This is a genomic window from Kitasatospora sp. Ki12 (assembly GCF_054601375.1).
The window spans coordinates 993,947-1,013,251 of sequence record NZ_BAAIHT010000003.1 but is presented as its reverse complement, the minus strand read 5'-3'; the positions used below and the strand labels follow the sequence as shown (position 1 = coordinate 1,013,251).

Genomic DNA, 19,305 nt, shown 5'->3' with positions numbered 1-19,305 from the left:
CAGCGCCCGAAAGCGACCCCGTCCCTACGGCCGGTCTCCGCCGCTCCCCGGACCGTCCGCGAGCAGCGTGCCGAAGCCCGCGCACAGCAGTCGGACGCTCCGGGTGAACTTCTCGTCCTGGCCGGGGCGCGGGGCCGACGGGTCCATGAGCAGGGGGAAGCGCCGGCACAGGTCGGCGTAGAGCTCGGCGGTGACGGGCGGTGGCGCGGCCGGCTGGTTCTGCTCCTGGAGCACGAAGCCGGTGACGTGGCTGAGCAGGGTGTCGGCGGCAATGACGCAGTGGTCGGCGGGCAGGCCCGCGTCGTGGAGGGTGCGCAGCAGCCGTTCCATGAGGGAGAGGGCGCCGGTGCTGAGCGTGCCCGGGCTCTCGGCGAGGAGTTGGGCGCCGCCCGGGTGCTGTTTGATGCTCAGGCGCAGGGTGGCGGCCTGGGCTTCGACGCGGTCCTGCCAGGCGGCGTCGGGCGGGAGGGCGGCGATGGCTTCGGTGCCGGCGTCGTACGCCTGGCGGCAGACCCGGTCGGCCATCAGGGCGAGCAGTTCGTCCTTGCCGCGCACGTGGTAGTAGAGGCTGCCCGCGTGGGTGTCGAGCCGGTCGGCGACCTGGCGCATGGACAGGTTCTGGTAGCCGACCTCGGCGAAGACGGCCATGCCCGCGTCGACGATGCGCTCCTTGGTGAGCTTCATGGGATCCACCGTAACAAGCTTTTCCAACACTGTTAGAAAACTGTGCTAGTTTTGCGCCATCAGGTTTTCGAACGGCGTTGGAAGCGCCGTCACCAGGGGGAGGAGCCGGCAATGGAGGCGATCGTCTTCAATGTGACCACGGCCGCGCTGATGGTCATGATGGTCAACAGTGGACTCGGCGTGGTCGGCCGGGACACCCTGCGCGGGCGGCCGCTCCCCTGGGCGGCGATCGCCCTGACCGCGATCGCCGTCGGCGGCGTGCTGCTGCAGCTGGTGTGGTCCGGTGCCATGGACGCGCTGGACGGCGACCCGTCGAAGTCCGGCTGGTGGCGCGAGTTCACCTCGGTGTTCATGCAGAACGGCGGCCTCTTCGGCGGCCTGTGGAACCTCGTCACCCTGGCCGCCGTCGCCGCGCTCGCCCACTGGTACTGGGGCGGACCGCTCACCCTCGCCTTCTTCCTCGCCGGCATCGTGCTCCCCGGCCGGATCGACACCCTGCTCGGCTTCGGCGAGGGCCCCAGCACCGACCCGCGCAACTTCGCCGGCAGCTCCGGCGCCACCTACTTCCTCGGCGCCACCCTGGCCCTCGCCTTCCTCACCCGCACCCGCCTCCCCAAGGAGATCGCCCTGGCCGCCGGTGTCCCCGCGCTCGGCCTCGCGATGTGGCTCGCCCAGGACAACGGCCACGGGCTCGTCTCCGTCTACGGCTTCGTCCTCGCGGCGGCGGTCTGGGCGGTCCGCCGGCGGCTGCCCCGCCCGGTCGAGCGGACGGCCTGACCCCCGAACGGCCCCGGCCGACACCACCACCCGGCGGCACGGCACCTGCCACCCGCCGCCGAAGGCCCGCCGATCCGGCGGGCCTTCGCTGTTCGCCGTCACGAGCGTCCGGCGCGGGCGCGGATCCCCGGCCGTCCGGCCCGCAGTGGCTCGAAGTCGGCGGCCACCGGCCGCGGTTGCTGCCCGGCATCGCATCCGAGGCCCGCCCCTCCGCACCTCGCCCGACCGCGCGCCGGAGGGCGCGGCTAAGCCCCGCGCCGTGGGCCGGGGCGCGGGGCGTCACGCAATGGGCCTGGGGTCAGCAGCCGTTGAGGATGCCGGTGAGGGCGGTCTTCTCGGCGCTGTCGACGCCGAGGCCGTAGTACTGCTTCACCTGCACCCAGGCACGGGCGTAGGTGCAGCGGTAGGAGGCCTGGGGGAGCCACTCGGCGGGGTCGCGGTCGCCCTTGGAGCGGTTGCTGCTGGCGGAGACCAGGAGCAGCTGGGGGCGGGTGACGTCGTTGGCGAAGGCCTGGCGCTGGGCGGTGGTCCAGGACCAGGCGCCGGAGGCCCAGGCCTCGGACAGCGGCACCAGGTGGTCGACGTCGAAGGAGGAGGCGTTGGTGGTGGTCGCGTTGTCGTACGGCGAGGACCAGGAGCCGCTGGTGGCCTTGCAGGAGGTGTCGGTGGCGACGTTGCTGCCGTCGCGCTTGACGACCCACTCGCGGGTGTCGCAGGTGCCGCTGACGGTGATCCAGGTGGGGAACAGCGTCCGGTCGTAGGTGCTCGCGTGGGTCTCGGCGGTGGCGGGCATCGCGGCGAGGTAGGACCGGGCGGTGGCCGCGGAGATCGGGGTCGGGAGGGCGGCCTGGGCGGGGGTGCCGGCGGTGAGCACGGTCGCGGCGGCGAGGACGGCGGCGGCCGGGACGAGGGGCAGGAACCGGCGTATGGACGCGGTGGGGGCCATGGCGAACGCTCCATCATCAGATCGGATGAGCTGCTGAATTGCGTGCGCCAGTGTGGCGAGCGGGTCACCTACGCGGGTAGACCCGGGAGGTGAAATCCTCGTGGATATCGGCCCCGTACCGGGCCACGGCCGGACAAGTCCGGCGTCCGCCAAGGGGGTTCACAACCACCCCGGGCCCCGGAACCGCATCCGTCCCGACCCCCGGAGCCGCACCGGCCCGGCCCCCGGAAGCACAGCGGCCCCGGCCGCGCGAACCGCGACCGGGGCCTTGCCGGGGGAGCTGGGACCGGAGGTCAGTCGCGGCGCCGGCCCGCCATCCAGACGTAGACCAGGATCCCCGCGAACAGGAACAACACGCCCTGGTAGACGGCGGCGTAGCCGGCGCCGGCGAGGAGCCAGAGCGAGAAGGCGAAGGCGCCCAGCCCGAGGACGGCGTCCCGGACGAGCCGGCCGTGGTCGACCTTCTCGGTGGCGCCGCGGACCAGCCAGTACAACTGGGCGGCGGTGGAGAGCAGGTACGGGACGGTGGCGGTGAAGGTGGTGACCAGCACCAGCATGTCGAAGGCGTGCTTCGCGCCACTGGCGAAGTTGAGGACGGTCAGCACCGAGGCCAGGGCGACGCTCACCACCACGCCGAAGGTCGGCACCCCGCGCCGTTCCTTCCCGAAGGCGGCCGGGAACAGGCCGTCCTGGGCGGCCGCGTACGGCGCCTGGGCGGCGAGCAGGGTCCAGCCGTTGAGGGCGCCGGTCATCGAGACCAGCGCGGCGACGGCGATCGCCGTGCCGCCCCAGGAGCCGCCGAACATGCCGTTCACGGCGTCCGAGAACGGCGCGGTGGAGTGGACGAGCCGGTCGTGCGCGACGCTGCCGAAGACGGCCAGCGTGCCCAGCAGGTAGACCACCGCCGCCCCGGTGGTGCCGAGCACGCTGGCCCGGCCGACGTTGCGCTCGGGGTCGCGGACCTGACCCGCGCTCATCGCGGCGGACTCCACACCGAGGTAGCTGAACAGCAGGATGGCCGCGGCGGCGGTCATGCCGCCCGCCCAGCCCTGGCCGCTGCCGTCGAAGGGGCCGAGGTTCTTCGGGTCGAAGAAGAACAGGCCGCCCACCGAGACCAGCAGCAGCGGGATGAACTTCAGGACGGTGGAGACGAGTTGGACGGCCCCGACGTACCGGGTGCCGGCCAGGTTCGCCAGCGCGGGCAGCCACTGGAAGGCCAGCGCGGCGGTGATCTCCAGCGCGATGTCGTGGTGGATCGGCACCAGCACGTCCAGGTAGCCGACGGCGGCCACGGCGAGCGCGGCGTTGCTGACCCAGGTGGTGATCCAGTACGACCAGGCGGACAGGAAGCCGGCGAAGTCCCCGAAGGCCTCGCGGGCGTAGACGTACGGCCCGCCGGTGCGCGGGTTGCGGCGGGCCAGTTGCCCGAAGACCAGCGCCAGCACGATCGCGCCGACGGTGAGCACCGCGAAGGCGAGCAGGCTGACCGTCCCGTACGGGGCCACGGCGGCGGGGATCATGAAGATGCCGCCGCCGATGATGTTGCCCATCACCAGGGCGGTGGCGGTCGCCAGCCCGAAGCGGCCGTTCTTCGCGGGGGTGGGGTCGACCGGGCCCGGGTCTGTCGGGCCGTCCGGTCGGGTCGCCTGCCGGGGTGCGGCGGGACTGGTCTGCATGAGGGTGGTGCGCCTTTCGTGGTCCTGCTCGGGCTCCGGCCGCGCGCTCGGTGGAGCGGGTACGGGCGTGTGGAGCGACTGTTCATGCTCGGACCGGACGCCATCGGCTACCAAATCGACGGGATTTGTTCAGTTCGCCCGGCATCTGACCGCAAGTCTTACGGTCCTGCGGCGGCCGGACGGGCACTCGTCCGGAGTTCTCCGCCCGGGTGTTCGACCGTGATCACCTTCGGACCACAGGGTTCGCCCGGCCGGGGGAGTTCCCTCACCCGAATGCCTCAGTCGGGTTGCGAATGAGGCGGATTCGTGGGCGTTCGTGTGCCAACCTGTGCCGGTGCCGCGGGGTGGCCGGGTGTGTTGGTGGCCGGCCCCGGGGCACTCCTCCCATGCCAGAAACCACCCAAAGGACAGTTGATGTCGCTTCGTGGAAACGCCCGCAAGCTCGCCGTGATCGCCGCCGTGACCGGCGCCGCCGCCTTCGCGGCGCCGGTGCCGGCGATGGCCTCTTGGCACGCGTCGCACTCGGCGACCGGCACCAGCCTGGAGTCGGGTTCGGCCGGTGTCGGCCTGTTCGGCCCGCACGCCCAGTGGCTCAACGTTCACGAGCACACCGAGGACGACTGCATCGGCGACTGCTGATCGACTGACGGTCGACCGACGGTCGGCGGCTGATCGACGACTGAGCCCGGGTACCGCCACGTCGGTACCCGGGCTCACCGCTGTCCGCCCGCCGTGCCCTGTCAGTCCCGCGCGAGCCCGTCCGCCCGCCGCGCTCCGTCAGTCCCGCGCGAGCCCCGTCAGTCCGGTACGTCCGCCGGCTCCTGCGCGCCCGGCGCGGCCCGTGCGACCGCCCCGGGCCGGGACAGCAGGCTCGGCCACCACATGTGCCGGTCGAGGTCCATGGTCAGCGCGGTGACCAGGACCGAGCGCACCACCAGGGTGTCCAGCAGCACCCCCAGCGCCACCGCGAAGCCGATCTCGGCGAAGCCCACCACCGGCAGGGTGCCGAGCACCGCGAAGGTGCTGGCCAGGATCAGCCCGGCCGAGGTGATCACCCCACCGGTGGCGGACAGCCCGTTCAGCGCCCCCTGCCGGGTGCCGTGCTGGGCGGACTCCTCCCGGACCCGGGTCATCAGGAAGATGTTGTAGTCGATCCCCAGCGCGACCAGGAAGACGAAGACGAACAGCGGGAACGCGTTGTCCTGGCCCTGGAAGTGGAAGACGTGCTCGAAGAAGAAGACGCTGATCCCGAGCGCCGCCGCGTACGACAGCACCACGGTCGCGATCAGCACCAGCGGCGCGGTGACGGCCCGCAGCAGGACGGCGAGGATCAGCAGCACCACGCCGAGGACCAGCGGGATGATCGCCCGGTTGTCGTTGCCGGCGGCGCGTCCGGCGTCCAGGATCACGGCGGTGCTGCCGCCGACCTTGGCGTCCGCTCCCGGTACGGCGTGCACGGCGGCCCGCACCCGGTCGACGGTGGACTTGGCGGCCCCGCTGTCCGGCGGGTCGGTGAGGGTGGCCTGGAACAGGGCCTGTCCGCCGTGGACGACCGGCGGCGTGGTGGCGGCCACCCCGGCCGTGGTCCGGGCGGCCTCCCGTACGGCGGGGGCGCCGGTGCCGGTGGAGATGATCGTGAGCGGCGCGCCGGTGCCGCCCGGGAAGTGCTGCGACAGCACCTGCTGGCCGACCACCGAGTCCGGTTTCCCGGTGAAGGTCCCGGCGGTGCTGAGGCCGTTGGCGTCGAGTGAGACCAGGCCGACGCAGCAGGCCGCGAGGGCCAGCGCCGTCCCCACCCACACCTTGCGGGGCCGTCGGCCGATCCAGGTGCCGATGTGCGCCCAGCGTCCGGTCCGGGTCGGTTCCGGGGTGCCGTAGGCGGGCCGGACCGGCCAGAACACCCAGCGGCCGACGATCACCAGCAGCGCGGGCAGCAGGGTGAGCATGGCGAGGAGCGCGATCAGCACGCCGATCGCGCAGACCGGGCCGAGGCCGCTGGTGGAGTTCATCTCGGCGATCAGCAGGCAGAGCATGGAGGCGATCACGGTCGCCGAGGAGGCGAGGATGGCGGGCCCCGCGCGGTGCAGGGCGAAGGCCATCGCCTCGTGCCGGTCCTGGTGGCGGCGCAGCTCCTCGCGGTAGCGGGCGGTGAGCAGCAGCGCGTAGTCCGTCCCCGCGCCCAGCACCAGGACGATCAGGATGCCGGCGCTCTGCGCGTTGACGGTCAGGCCGGCGTGCTTGGCGAGGAGGTAGATGAGGGCCTCGGAGACGGTCAGTGCGCCGGCGGCCGTGACCAGCGGCAGGGCCCACAGCACCGGGCTGCGGTAGGTGAGCAGCAGTAGGACGATCACCACGCTGACGGTGGCGGCGAGCAGCGAGCTGTCGATGCCGGAGAAGGCCGCGGCCTGGTCGGCGCCGACCCCGCCGGGGCCGGTGACGTGGGTGGTCATGCCGTTGCTGTCGGCGGCGGCGGTGCGGCGCAGCTGCTCGACGGCGGGCTTCAGGTCGTTCCAGCCGTTGGTGCCGATGTCGATCGGCACGATGGTCTGCATGGCCTGGCCGTCGGTGGAGACCACCGGGCCGACCACCGGTCCGACGACATGCGGGACGGCGGCGAACTCCACCGCCTGGCGGGTGGCCTCGGCCCGGTCGGCGGGGGTGATGCCCCCGGCGCGCTGGTACACCACGACGGCCTGGGCGGTGTCGACCGGCTGGAAGGTCCGCTGCTCGTCGAGCACCTGGGTCGACTCGGCGTTGCCGGGCAGCCAGCTGGACGCCTGGTTGTCCTCGGCTCCCATGAGCTTGCCCGCGAGCGGGCCGAGCGCCACGAGCAGCACCAGCCAGAGGGCGAGCACCACCCACTTGCTGCGGCGTCCGCACGGCAGCGCGGCGAGTTTCCGGGTCGGAGACATCAGGGTCCCCCAGGGAGGCCAGAGGCGATGATTTTTTCCAGCCTGCCATCGGTCCGGCCATCCGGCAGCTCCGGTCCGCCGCCCGGCACGGGCCAGACCCTCCCCGCAGGGGCCAGACCCTCCCCGCAGGGGTCAGACCCTCCCCGCAGGGGTCAGACCCTCCCGGCCAGGGTCAGACCCGGACCGCCGCCCGCTCCCGCAGCTCCTTCAGCACCGCGATGTCCATCGCGTGCCCGGTGCCGTCCCCGCCGTGCTTGCGGTCCGGGGTCTCCACCAGCAGCGGCACGCCGGCGGTCTCCGGGTGCTCGAACAGCTCGCGGAACGGCTCGGCGCCGATCATCCCGGCGCCGATGTTGGCGTGCCGGTCCTTGCGGGCACCGACGACGTCCTCGGAGTCGTTGGCGTGGATCAGCCGCAGCCGGCCCGGACCGGCGGCGGAGGCCAGGGCGTCCAGCGCGGCCGTCACCCCGCCGGGCACCGCCAGGTCGTGTCCGGCGGCGAAGGCGTGGCAGGTGTCCAGGCAGACCCCGACCTTGGGGTGGCCGTCCAGCGCCTCCACGTACTCGGCCAGTTCCTCCAGCCGCGAGCAGAGCGAGCTGCCCTGACCGGCGGTCGGCTCCAGCAGCAGCCAGGGCGCGTCCTCGCCGAGCGCGTCGAGCTCGTCCAGCAGCGGCCGGACGTCCTCGCGGACCTGCGCCATCGCCTCGGCCCGACGGGAGCCGCCGCCGGGCGCGGTGCCGACGGCCGAGCCGGTGTGCAGCACGACGCCGAGGGCGCCGATGGTGTGGCCGCGGCGCAGCGAGTGCCGCAGCGAGTCGGCCGAGCGCTCGCGGGTGGCCGGGTTGTCCGAGCCGAAGTTGATCAGGTAGGGCGCGTGCACCCAGGCCGGGACGCCCTGCTCGGCGCAGGCGAGGCGGAACTCCTCGTCCTGGGCCGGGTTCCCCGGGGGAGTGGCCCAGCCGCGCGGGTTGGCCACGAACACCTGCACCGTCTCGGCGCCGACCCGCCGCGCGTACGCCAGGCCCGTCCCGGCCAGCCCCCGGCCGGCCACCGGGACGTGGGCGCCGATCGGGTTGCGGACGGTGGCGACGGGCGGTACGGGCGCGATGGTCATGGCCCCGAGGATGTCACGCGGCCGGACGGGGGTGTCGGGCAGACCGGTACGGCCGTCCCGGGGGAGACCCGGCGAAACGATCCTCTGTACTCGATCGAGTGAATTCGGGGTGGAAATCACGACCTCCGAGCTCCGGCTCCGTCACGATCCGTGACCACGTGGACTCCACGACTCCGAGGAGACGACCGTGACCACCGCCGAACCCGTCGAGACCGTCGACCTGCGCGCCGACCACCTGGTCCGCGACCCCTTCACCGCCTTCGCCGACCTGCGCGAACGCGCCCCGCTCGCCCGCGCCACCATCCCCGGCGTGGACCCGTTCTGGATCGCCGTCCGCTACCAGGACGTCCGCACCGTGCTGTCCGACCCCCGCTTCGTCAACGACGTGAACACCGTCGACCACCCGGCGGACCGGACGGGCGCGGCGGGCACGACGGCGGGCGCGGCGGACGCGGCGGACACGACGGGCGAAACGGCGGACACGACGGCTGCGACGGCCGACACGGACCCGGCCGGGGTGCCCGCCCCCGCCCACCGCACCGAGCAGGTCTGGCGGGCCCGCGGCATGCCGCCCGAGTGCGCCGAGTTCCTGCGCGCCGGGGTCTTCGGCGCGGACGGCGCCCGGCACCGCCGGATGCGCGGCCTGGTGCACCCCGCCTTCACGGCCGGCGCCGTCGAGCGCCTGCGGCCCCGGATCGAACGGCTCGCCGAGGAGTACGCCAGGGCGCTGGCCGAGCACGCCGACCCGGACGGCGTGGTCGACCTGGTGGCACACTTCGCCTACCCGCTGCCCGTCACGGTGATCTGCGAGCTGCTCGGCATCCCCGAGTCCGACCGCCCGCAGTGGCGCCGCTGGAGTTCCTACCTCGGCCGGGGCGCCGGGCCCGGGCTGGACGAGGCGCTGCGCGCCATGGTGGCCGCCGCCCGCGAGCTGATCGAGCGCCGCCGCGCCGAGCCCGCCGAGGACCTGCTCTCCCGGCTGGCCGCCGCTGAGGGCGACACCCTCGACCCGGTCGAGACCGTCTCGCTGATCCTCAACCTGATCGTGGCCGGGCACGAGACCACCGCCACCCTGATCGGCAACGGCACGGCCGCGCTGCTCGCCCACCCCGAGCAGCTGGCCCTGGTCCGCGAGGACCCGGCCCGGCTGCCCGCCGCCGTCGACGAGCTGATGCGCTGGCGCGGACCGACCATCGGCGGCGTGCCGCGCTACGCGACCGAGGACCTTACCCTGGCCGGCACCCTGATCCGCAAGGGCGAGGCGGTGATGCCGATCCTCGCCGGGGCCAACCACGACCCGCGGGTCTACGCCGAGCCGGAGCGACTGGACGTCTGCCGCGCGAGCGCGCCGGACCGCGACGGGCCGCACGACGCGCACCTCGGCTTCGGCCACGGCGCCCACCGCTGCCTGGGCGCGGCGCTGGCGCACGAGGAGGCGGTGGTCGCCTTCGGCGCGCTGCTGCGGACCTACCCGCGGCTGGAGCTCGCGGTCGGACCGGAGGCCGTCGAGCGCGGCCCCAACCCGGCGGCCTGGCACCTCGCCGCCGTGCCCGTCCGCCTCGGCCCGCAGGCCCCGGCGGAGGGCTGAGCCTCCGCCTCGGGAGCCCGGCCGCACCCGCGCCCGGCCGCACCCGACCCTGACCGACCCGCTCCCGGCCGCACCCGCGGTCGGGCGCGTCGTCATGTCCGGGCGGAGCGCGCCACGCCGGGCCCGTCCCACCACCGGCCGACGCCCCGTCAGCCCCGCAGCCCAGCCCTGGTGGCGGCTCCACCCGGGCGACCGTACCGTCGACTCGGCCGCACCCACCGGCCGTCACCACCCGGGTACAGCGCGTCAGCCCACACCCGCCGGCCCGGGCCGGACACCGCGACACCGCCCCACACCGCGACACCGCCCCACACCGCGACACCGCCCCACACCGCGACACCCCACCTCGAAGCACCGCGCGCGCCGAAAGACAGGTCACCACTGATGCCCACGCGACGGGTCCACCACCTCGCCGCGGCCACCGCCGCCGCCACCACCGCCCTGACCACCGTCCTCACCACCCTGGCCGCCGCGCCCGCGGCCCATGCCGTCGACATCGGCCCGATGCACCTCCTCCGGCCGGGCGAATCGATTCAGCACGCGGTGGACGCCGCCCACCCCGGCGACACCGTCCTGCTGCTCCCCGGCACCTACCGGGGCAGCGTCCGCATCACCACCCCTGGCCTCACCCTGCGCGGCTCCGGCCCGGACACCGTGGTCACCCCCGGCACCGGTACGGAGAACGCCTGCGCCACCGCCGGGCACGGCATCTGCGTGGACGGCACCGAGGCGAACCCGCTGTCCGGCGTCACGGTCGAGTCCCTCGCCGTCACCGGCTTCGCCAAGAACGGCATCGACGCCAGCGGCACCACCGGCCTGACCGTCCGCCGCACCTACGTCCACGACAACGCCCAGCAGGGCATCAGCCAGGAGATGTCCACCCGGGCCGTCATCGTCCACAACCGCTCGACCGACAACGGCCAGTCCGGCGTCTTCCTCGCCAACTACGCCTACCGCGAGGGCGGTTCGCCCGACACCGGCGGCACCGTGGTGGAGGGCAACGAGCTGTCCGGGAACCGGGTGGGCGTCACCGTCCGCCGGCTGCGCGGGCTCACCGTCCAGAAGAACGACATCAGGGGCAACTGCGGCGGCGTCTTCGTGGTCGGCGACGAGGGCGTGCCCCGCGCCGGGAACCTCGACGTACGGAACAACCGCGTCGTCGCCAACAACAAGTTCTGCCCGGCCAACCCGCGCCTGGGCGCCATCCAGGGCGCCGGGATCGTGGTCACCGGCACCGAGGACGTCCGGGTCACCGGGAACGAGGTCCGCGACAACACCGGCACCTCGGACTTCTCCGGCGGCATCGTCCTCTACAAGAGCGTCGTCGGCGTCCCCAACGCCCGGACCGTCGTCACCGACAACCGGCTGAGCGGCAACGGCCCGGCCGACCTCGCCGACCGCGACGCCGGCACCGACACCACCTTCGCCCGCAACACCTGCGACCGCTCCGAGCCCTCCGGCCACTGCTGAACCCCCCTCACCAAGCCCCCCCGCCAAGCCCCCGCTCCCCACCCCCGCTCCACCGGGAAGGACGTCCATGACCACCGCACCCGCCCACACCAGCCCGCAGGCCGCGATGCGCCTGCGCGAGCTCGTCTTCGGCGCCGCCTGCGCCGCCGCCGTCCGCGCGGCGGCCCGGCTCGGCGTCGCCGACGCGCTCGGCGACACCCCGACCGCCGTCACCGACCTCGCCGCCGCGCTCGACACCGAGCCCCGCCAGCTGCGCCGCCTGCTGCGCGCCCTCACCTGCTACGGGATCTTCGCCGAGACCGCCGACGACCGCTTCGAGCACACCGAGATGTCCCGGCTGCTGCGCGAGGACGCCCCCAACTCCCTGCGCTACATCTCCCTCTGGTGCACCGAGCCGTGGACCTGGGAGGCCTGGCCGAAGCTGGACGAGGCGGTCCGCTCCGGCCGCAACGTCTTCCCCGAGCTGTTCGGCAAGGAGTTCTTCGAGTACCTGCACAGCGAGGGCGGCGACTCGGCGAAGGTCTTCGACAAGGCGATGACCACCTCCAGCCGGCAGTCCGCCCGGGACTTCGCCGACTACCTGGACCTCACCGGCGTCGACTCGGTCGTCGACATCGGCGGCGGCCAGGGCCACGTGCTGGCCAGCCTGCTGGACAAGCACCCGGCGCTGCACGGCACCCTGCTCGACCTGCCCAAGGTCGTGGCCGGCGCCGACCCGCGGCTGCGGGAGGGCGGCGCCTTCTCCGCCCGCGCCCGGCTGGTGCCGGGCGACTGCCGGGTGGACATCCCGGTCCGCGCCGACCTCTACATCATCAAGAACATCCTGGAGTGGGACGACGAGAGCACCCGCCGCACCCTCGCCAACGTGGTGAAGGCGGCCCGCCCCGGCGCCCGGGTGGTGGTTGTCGAGAACCTCGTCGACAACAGCCCCTCGATGCGCTTCACCACCGCGATGGACCTGATGCTGATGCTCAACGTCGGCGGTGCCAAGCACTCCGAGGAGAGCATGGTCCGGCTGATGGAGGAGGCCGGTCTCACCGTCACCGAGGTCTGCCCGGTCAACCCCTACCTGCACGCCTTCGAGGCCACCGTCCGCGGCTGACCGCAGGCACCGACAACGACGACCGCCGGCCCCCGGTCTCCCGGGGCCCGGCGGTCGTCGGCGTGCACCGCTCCTGGTGGGCGCGTCAGGCAGGGCGCGCCAGGTGGGGCGAGTCAGGCAGGGCGCGTCAGGCCTTGTGCGAGGACTCCAGGTGGGCGAAGACCACCACGTTGTCCAGGTAGTCCCGGCGCTTCTTGTCGTAGGTGCCGCCGCAGGTGATCAGCCGCAGCTGGGCGTCGGGGGTCTTGCCGTAGACCTTCTGGTCGGGGAAGGCGTCCTTGGCGAAGGTCTCCACCGAGTCCACCGAGAAGACCGCGACGGTGCCGTCGGCGCGGGCCACCTCGACCTTGTTCCCGGGCAGCAGCAGGCTCAGCAGCAGGAACACCGCCGGGCCCTTGGTGGTGTCCACGTGGCCGGCGACGACCGCGCTGCCGCGTTCGCCCGGGGTCACGCCGTCCCGGTACCAGCCGACCAGGTTCTTGTCGTCCGGCGGCGGGGCGTTGAGCTGGCCGCCCGGGCCGAGGGTCAGCTCGGTGAACGGCGCGTCCACGGCGATCTGCGGGATCCGCAGCCGGGCCGGCTTGGCGCGCTTCAGCGCCGGGGCCGCCGGGGCTGCGGGCGCCGCCGCCGGTGGCGGGGTGGCGGCCGCGGACGGCCCGGGGGCGGCCGGTGCGGTGGCCGCCGGGGGAGCGGCCTGGGTGGCCGTCGAGTCGGTGTTCGGCTCGGTGTCCACCGAGTTGTAGATCAGCAGCAGACCGACCGCTGCCGCGCCCATCCCCGCGCGCAGCAGCCGGGGCATTCCAGAGGCGGGACCGCCCGTCATTCCTGTCCTCCGCTCACACGGGTCCGAACGGACCGCCGCCCCCGGTGCGCCCCGTCCCGGCCGGGGAGGCGCCCGGAGGCGGCGGAAGTGGGGCGCCGGGCGTCAGGCGACCGCGCCGGAGGCACGGCGGCCGCGGCGCAGGGCGTAGGCGCCGGCCCCGAGGCCGCCGAGCAGCAGCACCGCGCCGGAGGCGAGCCCGCCGCCGGACAGCGCCAGACCGCCGCCACCGGTGTGCACACCGCCGTGCGGGGTCGTGTGGTCCTCGTCCTTGGCCTCGGTGCCCTTGTGCTCACCGGAGCCCTTGTGCTCCTCGGAGGCGGCGGGGGCGCCCTTCTTGTCGTCGGCCGGCTTGGAGCTGTCGGCCGGCTTGGCGGCGTCGGCGGGCTTGGAGCTGTCGGCGGCCGTCGACTTGTCCTGCTTCTCCTGCCAGGTGAGGTTCTTGCCCTGGTCGGAGGAGCCGTCGGCGAAGGCCATGGGGGCGCCGACGGTGAGGACGGCGGCGACGGCCGCCCCGGCGAGCAGCGTGCGTGCAGAACGCATGAGGATGATCCTTCCGGCGCGCGGACCCGCGACTGCCGGCTCGGTGCCGGACAAAGGGGACTCGCGGGGGGTGCGCCTGATCCACCGTCATCCACCGTGCCGCCGCCTGCCACCGGAGCGTGGCAGCGCCGGTGCTGACTGTGCGCCCTTCGGGTGGACTCCCGGGTGTGTTCACCCGGGCGCGCGGGCGATCCGGGTGAATCCGCGCCCGGGACGGCGCGAGGCGGTAGGGGAATCACAGGGGAACGGCAGGGAGTCACAGGGGAACGGCAGAGGAACGCACGGGGAAGCGGCAGGTGGACGGCACATGGGCCCGCCCCCGGCGCGGTGCCGGGGGCGGGCCCATCGGGGCGAGCCGGGATCAGCGGTCCCAGCGGTAGAACTCCCGCGCCATCGCGTCCTTGGGCTCGCGCCAGGTGGCGGGGTCGTAGGCCTGGACGAAGGAGGTCAGGCGGTCGCTGACGGACCGGAACTCCGGGTGTCCGACGACCTGGGCGACGGCCGGGCCGGGCGGGCGGTCGGCCTCGATCAGGTGCAGGTAGACGTCGCCGAACTGGAAGAGGCTGCGTCCGGTCACCCCGATCAGGTGCGGCAGTTCGCCCTGGTCGGAGGCGGCGAACACCTCGGCGATGTCCGGCGCGGCCTCCGGCTTCATCCGGGCGACGATCAGCGCCCGGTGCACGCCGCTCACAGCTCCGCCGCCCGCTTCTCGACCTTCTCGCGGATCAGCTGCATCTGGATCCGCGAGTTCTTGTTGATGTGGTTGACCATGCCGTCGTCGTCGACCGGGGCGGTGGGCTTCATCGCGAAGTCCTGGATCCAGCGCATCCTGGTGCCGGCCGGGACCTCCGCGTACTCCCAGCGGATCTCCATGAACTCGAACGGGCCGGGCTCGACCCGGCGGGCGTTCACCGCCAGCGAGGGCTTGTCGGTGGTCCGCTCGGAGACCCAGCTCCACACCTGGCCGTTGTCGTCCGGGTGCATGGTGAGCCGGAACTGCACCCGGTCGCCCTCGCGTTCCAGGACCTCGACCGAGGCGTACTCGCTGAACAGGTCCGGCCAGTTCTCCAGGTCGTTGGTGATCTCCCAGACCAGGTCGAGCGGCGCGGCGATGACGATCTCGTTGTCGGTGTGTCCGGGCATCTCAGGCACCAGCCTTCGCGGCGAGGGAGGAGTTGACCAGCTCCATGAACTCGGCCGGGGTCTTGGCCGACTCGGCGCCGGAGGTGACCTTGAGGCCGTGCCGGTTCTCCAGCTCGCCGACGACGCCGAGCAGGCCGAGCGAGTCGACGCCGAAGGCGTCGAACTCGGCGCCCGGCCGCTCAAGGTCGCCCGGGTCGACGGTGACGCCCGCCCGCGACTGCAGCAGGGCGGCGAGTTCCGGATAGCTGAGGGTGTTGCTCACGGGGTGTCCCTTCGGGGTGTGACGGAGCGGTCCAGGACCGCGGTGTGGTTCAGGACCGCTCCCCGCGCCGGAGCACCAGCGCGGAGTTGGAGCCCATCAGCCCGCGGCTGAGCACCAGGGCGGTGCGCAGTTCGGCCGGGCGGGCGCGGTCGGTCACCAGGGCGAGGTCGTGGCAGACCTCGGTGACGTTGGGGGTGGGCGGCAGCACGCCGTCCTCCATGGCCAGCACGGCGGCGGTCACGTCCAGCAGCGGGGCGCCGCAGTAGGCCCGCCCCGTACCGGTCTTGGGCGCGGTGACCGGGACGCGTTCGGCGGCCGGGCCTAGCGCGTCGGCCAGCGCCAGCGCCTCCGCCCGGTCGGCTTCGGGCACGCCCAGGGCGTCCGCGAAGACCACGTCGATCTCCTCGGGCGCGATCCGGGCCCGGTCCAGCGCGATCCGGATCGCGGCGGCCAGCCCCTCCCGGGACTCCGCCCAGCGGGAGGCCCCGGTGAAGGTGGCGCCGTGCCCGGCCAGGTGGGCCCGGACGGCGGCGCCGCGCCGCCGGGCCGCCTGCTCGTCCTCCAGCAGCAGCATCGCGCCGCCCTCGGCGGGGGCGAAGCCGCGGGCCTTCGCGGTGAACGGCAGGTAGGCCTCCTCGGCCCGCTCGGCCAGGCTGAGCTCGGGGTAGCCGAGCTGGCAGACCATCGAGTACGGCGCCAGCGGGGCCTCGGCGGCCCCGGCCACCACCGCGTCGGTGCCGCGCTCGATCGCGCGGGCGGCGTGCGCGAGGGCGTCCAGGCCGCCGGCCTCGTCGCTGGCGACGACGCCGCACGGGCCCTTGTAGCCGCCGCGGATGGAGATCTGGCCGGTGCTGGCCGCGTAGAACCAGGCGATGGACTGGTACGGTCCGACGAACCTCGGCCCCTGGCCCCAGAGTTGCTGGAGCTCGCGCTGGCCGAACTCGCCGCCGCCGGAGCCGGCCGCGGTCACCACGCCGACCGCGAAGGGGTCCTCCGGGTCGGGCCGGAAGCCGGCGTCCGCCACCGCCAGGTCGGCGGCGGCCATCGCGTAGTGCGTGAACCGGTCGGTCTGCACCAGGAAGCGGTTGTCGATCGCCGACTGCGGCTCGAAGTCCCGCACCTGGCCCGCGATCCTGAGCGGCAGCCCGGTGCAGCCCTCGCGGGATATCCGGTCGAGGACGCTCACGCCCTGCCTGGTGGCCTTCCAGAAGGCGTCGGCCCCGACACCGTTCGGTGCCACCACGCCGAGGCCGGTGACCACCGCCCGGCGTCCCTGCTGACGTGACGTCATGGAACTCACCCCGTTCTGTTGAGCACGACGGCGGACTGGAATCCGCCGAATCCGCTGCCGACCGAGAGGATGTGGCTCAGCGGCAGCTCGCGCGCGGTGCGCGGCACGTAGTCGAGGTCGCACTCCGGGTCCGGAGTCTCGTAGTTGGCGGTCGGCGGCACGACGCCGTGGGCGAGCGCCAGGGTGCAGGCGACGACCTCGATGGCACCGATCGCGCCGAGCGAGTGCCCGACCATCGACTTGATCGAGCTCATCGGCGTGGCGAACGCGTGCTCGCCCAGCGAGCGCTTGACGGCCGCGGTCTCGTGCCGGTCGTTCTGCTTGGTGCCCGAGCCGTGCGCGTTGACGTAGTCGACGTCGGTGCGGTCGACCCGGGCATGGGCGAGCGCGTGGTCGATCGCCCGGGACATCTCCAGCCCCTCCTTGGTGAGGCCGGTCATGTGGTACGCGTTGCCGAAGGTGGCGAAGCCGCCGACCTCGCCGTAGATCCGGGCGCCGCGGCGGCGGGCGTGCTCCAGCTCCTCCAGCACCAGGACGGCGCCGCCCTCGCCCAGGACGAAGCCGTCGCGGTCGGCGTCGAAGGGGCGGGAGGCGTGCTGCGGGTCGTCGTTGCGCTCGCTGGTGGCCTTGATGGCGTCGAAGCAGGCGACGGTGATCGGCGAGATCGGGGAGTCGGACGCGCCGGCGACGCAGATGTCGGCGCGGCCCTCCTCGACCGCCTGGAAGCCGTAGCCGATCGCGTCCAGACCGGAGGTGCAGCCGGTGGAGACGGTCTGCACCGGGCCGCGGGCACCGGTCCGCTCGGCCACCGCGGAGGCGAGCGTGCTGGGCGCGAAGGCCCGGTGCAGCTGCGGCTCCGCCTGCCGGTGGTCCACGTCCCAGCGCGCGCCGCCGGCGCTGACCAGGGCGTAGTCGTGCTCCAGCCGGGTGGTGCCGCCGACGGCGGTGCCAAGCGAGACGGCGATCCGCCACGGGTCCTCGGCGGTGAGGTCCAGACCGGCGTCGGCGATCGCCTCGTCGGCCGCGACCATCGCGAACTGGACGTAGCGGTCCGCCCGTCGGACGTCTTCCGGTCCAAGCCCGTGGGCCGCCGGGTCGAAGTCGACCTCGGCGGCGATCCGGGAGCGGAACCCGGTGGGGTCGAAGAGCGTGATGCCCCGGGTCGCGGTGCGGCCGGCCGTGAGGAGTTCCCAGAACGCCGGGACCCCGACCCCGCCGGGCGCGACCACACCGATCCCGGTGACGGCGACGCGCCGGGTCACGAGGCCACCTTGGCGTGTTCCGGCGGGCCCGAGGCGGCGGACTCCTCGGTGGTCACGTGGCCGAGGTCGGGGCGCGGGGCGAGCGGGCCGAGGTGGAAGACCATCCGGGCCTCGGTGTCGCCGACGTTGCGGAAGCGGTGGCGCATGTTGATCGGGATCATCAGGCCCTGGTCGGGCTTGAGCGGGTGGGGCTTCCCGTCCAGGTCCACCTCCAGCTCGCCGCAGACGACGAAGACGAACTCCTCGGAGTACGGGTGGTAGTGCTCGCCGATCCGCTCGCCCGGCTTGACGATGGCCAGGCCCATGAAGCCGCTGGTCGCCCCGCAGCTGGTCGGGGTGAGCATGGTGCGCAGCTCGGCGCCGTGGCGGCGGTTCTCCGGAGCCTCGTCGACGTTGACGATCCGTGGGTAGTGCGTGGTCATGGTGGTCTTCCTCCGGTGGAGTTGACGAGGGGGGAGGGAGGGTCAGTCGGTGCCGGGCCCGTCGGAGCTGCGGTCGGTGACCGGGTTCATCGCGCGGGCGGCGAGGAACGCGCTGAGCCCGGCGACGGTGCGCAGGTCGCCCTGCGGGCCGAGGTCGAGCAGCCGGGCCAGGGCGGCCGCCTCCTGGTCGTCCGCCACGCCGAGCGCGGCCGCCGGGTCGGCCTCGGCCGGCACCCGCAGGTCGACCAGGCGGACCACCACGTCCTCGCGCTGGAAGACGGTGCCCGCCGCCACGGGCCCGGTCGGGTCGGCGGTGGCCAGGTTGTCGTAGTCGGCGAGCAGCTCGGCCACGACCCGCCCCTCGCCGGGGCGGACGGGGTAGAGCACGGCGTGCCGGTGCAGCCGGCCGGAGGCGGGGGAGCTGGCGATCGCCTGGTGCCTGGCGGGCAGCGCCGCCTTGGCGAAGAAGGCCCGGGCGGACTGCGGGTCGCCCAGCTGGCGGGCTTCCTCCAGGTAGGGGTTGATCGCCTCCTCGACCGCCCGGACCTCGGGCTGCATCGCCACGTGGCGCAGCGCGTCGCCCAGGCTGCCGACCACCTCGACGGCCCGCACCACCCGGTTGCCGTGCATGAACAGCGAGGTGCGCCGCAGCCGGGTGTGCTCGTCCACCTCGGCCTTGGGGGAGGTGTAGCCGGAGAGGATCCTGGCCACCTCGGACTCGCTGCCGGGCTTGACGGTGAAGGTCAGCGCGTGCCGGACCACGCCGTCCGGGCCCGGGTCGGCCTTCGGCGGGCCGACCTGCCCGGCGGGCGCGGTGCGCGGCAGGCCCGGCGGCACCTCCATCGGGGCCCGGGTGCCGGTGGAGCCGGCCGCCGAGGTCTCGCGCAGGACGGCGTAGCGCAGCGAGCGGAAGTTGTCGCTGACGCAGCCGTGCATCGGCTTGACCATCTCGCGGTGGGCCGGGCTGTCCACCCACTCCAGGAAGGTCTCCTGGTCCCTCCACTCGCTGGTGATCAGCCACTGGCGCGGGTCGTTGATCGACTGGCACAGCTGGTCACTGACGTGGCCGGGGACCGAGGCCACCTGGTGGCGCAGCTGCTCGTAGACGTCGAGGAAGCGCTGCTGGGCGCCGTCCTGGATCTCCAGCATCAGCACCACCCGCAAGCGGGAGTCGGACTCGTCCTGCTGCTTCGGCTGGGGTTCGGACAGAGTTGTCATGATCCACTTTCTGCTCTGGGCGCGCGTGCTGCGGGCCGTGTCAGCCGTGCCCGGCGGGTGCTCCCCGGCCTGGGA

The 19,305-nt window shown here is 73.8% G+C and carries 19 protein-coding genes; 5 read left to right on the top strand and 14 right to left on the bottom strand.

The window, feature by feature from the left end; genetic code table 11:
* Window positions 1-24 precede the first annotated feature (24 nt).
* A complete protein-coding gene (locus tag ACYP53_RS35055) occupies window positions 25-684 on the bottom strand; it encodes a TetR/AcrR family transcriptional regulator (protein WP_459650429.1) in 660 nt (219 codons plus the stop codon).
* A gap of 111 nt (window positions 685-795) precedes the next feature.
* Here ACYP53_RS35055 and ACYP53_RS35050 point away from each other — a divergent pair, with 111 nt between their 5' ends.
* A complete protein-coding gene (locus ACYP53_RS35050; protein WP_189917553.1) occupies window positions 796-1,461 on the top strand; it encodes a hypothetical protein in 666 nt (221 codons plus the stop codon).
* Window positions 1,462-1,759: 298 nt separating this feature from the next.
* Here the strand turns inward: ACYP53_RS35050 and ACYP53_RS35045 are convergent, their stop codons facing one another.
* Complete coding sequence (locus ACYP53_RS35045; protein WP_189917555.1) at window positions 1,760-2,407, bottom strand: HNH endonuclease family protein; 648 nt, start codon at window positions 2,405-2,407, stop codon at window positions 1,760-1,762.
* Window positions 2,408-2,700: 293 nt separating this feature from the next.
* Window positions 2,701-4,083 (bottom strand): amino acid permease, encoded by a 1,383-nt coding sequence (locus ACYP53_RS35040; protein ID WP_459650428.1) that lies wholly within the window; start codon window positions 4,081-4,083, stop codon window positions 2,701-2,703.
* Between the two features lie 414 nt (window positions 4,084-4,497).
* Between ACYP53_RS35040 and ACYP53_RS35035 the strand changes: the two genes are divergently transcribed.
* Window positions 4,498-4,722: a hypothetical protein gene (locus ACYP53_RS35035; protein WP_189917559.1), complete on the top strand. Its 225-nt coding sequence runs from the start codon at window positions 4,498-4,500 to the stop codon at window positions 4,720-4,722.
* 158 nt (window positions 4,723-4,880) lie between these two features.
* Here ACYP53_RS35035 and ACYP53_RS35030 read toward each other — a convergent pair whose 3' ends face one another.
* Both ACYP53_RS35030 and ACYP53_RS35025 read right to left on the bottom strand, forming a co-directional pair.
* Complete coding sequence (locus ACYP53_RS35030) at window positions 4,881-6,995, bottom strand: MMPL family transporter (protein ID WP_459650427.1); 2,115 nt, start codon at window positions 6,993-6,995, stop codon at window positions 4,881-4,883.
* 172 nt (window positions 6,996-7,167) lie between these two features.
* Window positions 7,168-8,109 (bottom strand): deoxyribonuclease IV, encoded by a 942-nt coding sequence (locus tag ACYP53_RS35025; protein WP_459650426.1) that lies wholly within the window; start codon window positions 8,107-8,109, stop codon window positions 7,168-7,170.
* 187 nt (window positions 8,110-8,296) lie between these two features.
* Between ACYP53_RS35025 and ACYP53_RS35020 the strand changes: the two genes are divergently transcribed.
* The 3 genes from ACYP53_RS35020 to ACYP53_RS35010 all read left to right on the top strand — a co-directional run bounded on the left by ACYP53_RS35020 (window position 8,297) and on the right by ACYP53_RS35010 (window position 12,269).
* A complete protein-coding gene (locus ACYP53_RS35020; protein WP_459650425.1) occupies window positions 8,297-9,697 on the top strand; it encodes a cytochrome P450 family protein in 1,401 nt (466 codons plus the stop codon).
* Between the two features lie 384 nt (window positions 9,698-10,081).
* On the top strand, window positions 10,082-11,167 hold the full coding sequence (locus ACYP53_RS35015) for a right-handed parallel beta-helix repeat-containing protein (RefSeq protein WP_459650424.1): 1,086 nt from the start codon (window positions 10,082-10,084) through the stop codon (window positions 11,165-11,167).
* A gap of 67 nt (window positions 11,168-11,234) precedes the next feature.
* Window positions 11,235-12,269, top strand: coding sequence for a methyltransferase (locus ACYP53_RS35010; RefSeq protein WP_189917569.1), 1,035 nt, complete (start codon window positions 11,235-11,237; stop codon window positions 12,267-12,269).
* A gap of 127 nt (window positions 12,270-12,396) precedes the next feature.
* Here ACYP53_RS35010 and ACYP53_RS35005 read toward each other — a convergent pair whose 3' ends face one another.
* The 9 genes from ACYP53_RS35005 to ACYP53_RS34965 all read right to left on the bottom strand — a co-directional run bounded on the left by ACYP53_RS35005 (window position 12,397) and on the right by ACYP53_RS34965 (window position 19,230).
* Window positions 12,397-13,092 (bottom strand): class F sortase, encoded by a 696-nt coding sequence (locus ACYP53_RS35005; protein WP_459650423.1) that lies wholly within the window; start codon window positions 13,090-13,092, stop codon window positions 12,397-12,399.
* A gap of 102 nt (window positions 13,093-13,194) precedes the next feature.
* Window positions 13,195-13,632 carry a hypothetical protein gene (locus ACYP53_RS35000; protein WP_459650422.1) on the bottom strand — a complete coding sequence of 146 codons (438 nt, stop codon included), beginning with the start codon at window positions 13,630-13,632 and terminating at the stop codon, window positions 13,195-13,197.
* A gap of 361 nt (window positions 13,633-13,993) precedes the next feature.
* Window positions 13,994-14,314: a TcmI family type II polyketide cyclase gene (locus ACYP53_RS34995; RefSeq protein WP_189917921.1), complete on the bottom strand. Its 321-nt coding sequence runs from the start codon at window positions 14,312-14,314 to the stop codon at window positions 13,994-13,996.
* A 5-nt stretch (window positions 14,315-14,319) separates the two neighbouring features.
* On the bottom strand, window positions 14,320-14,775 hold the full coding sequence (locus ACYP53_RS34990) for an SRPBCC family protein (RefSeq protein ID WP_189917575.1): 456 nt from the start codon (window positions 14,773-14,775) through the stop codon (window positions 14,320-14,322).
* 1 nt (window position 14,776) lies between these two features.
* Entirely contained in the window at window positions 14,777-15,037 is a 261-nt protein-coding gene (locus ACYP53_RS34985; RefSeq protein ID WP_189917577.1) for an acyl carrier protein, read from the bottom strand.
* 49 nt (window positions 15,038-15,086) lie between these two features.
* Window positions 15,087-16,328 (bottom strand): beta-ketoacyl synthase N-terminal-like domain-containing protein, encoded by a 1,242-nt coding sequence (locus ACYP53_RS34980; RefSeq protein ID WP_189917579.1) that lies wholly within the window; start codon window positions 16,326-16,328, stop codon window positions 15,087-15,089.
* A gap of 5 nt (window positions 16,329-16,333) precedes the next feature.
* Complete coding sequence (locus ACYP53_RS34975; protein ID WP_189917581.1) at window positions 16,334-17,590, bottom strand: beta-ketoacyl-[acyl-carrier-protein] synthase family protein; 1,257 nt, start codon at window positions 17,588-17,590, stop codon at window positions 16,334-16,336.
* Window positions 17,587-18,012, bottom strand: a complete 426-nt coding sequence (locus ACYP53_RS34970; RefSeq protein ID WP_189917583.1) for a cupin domain-containing protein — start codon at window positions 18,010-18,012, stop codon at window positions 17,587-17,589. The genes ACYP53_RS34975 and ACYP53_RS34970 overlap by 4 nt, the downstream gene beginning before the upstream one ends.
* A gap of 42 nt (window positions 18,013-18,054) precedes the next feature.
* Window positions 18,055-19,230, bottom strand: a complete 1,176-nt coding sequence (locus ACYP53_RS34965; protein WP_189917585.1) for a SchA/CurD-like domain-containing protein — start codon at window positions 19,228-19,230, stop codon at window positions 18,055-18,057.
* Window positions 19,231-19,305 lie beyond the last annotated feature (75 nt).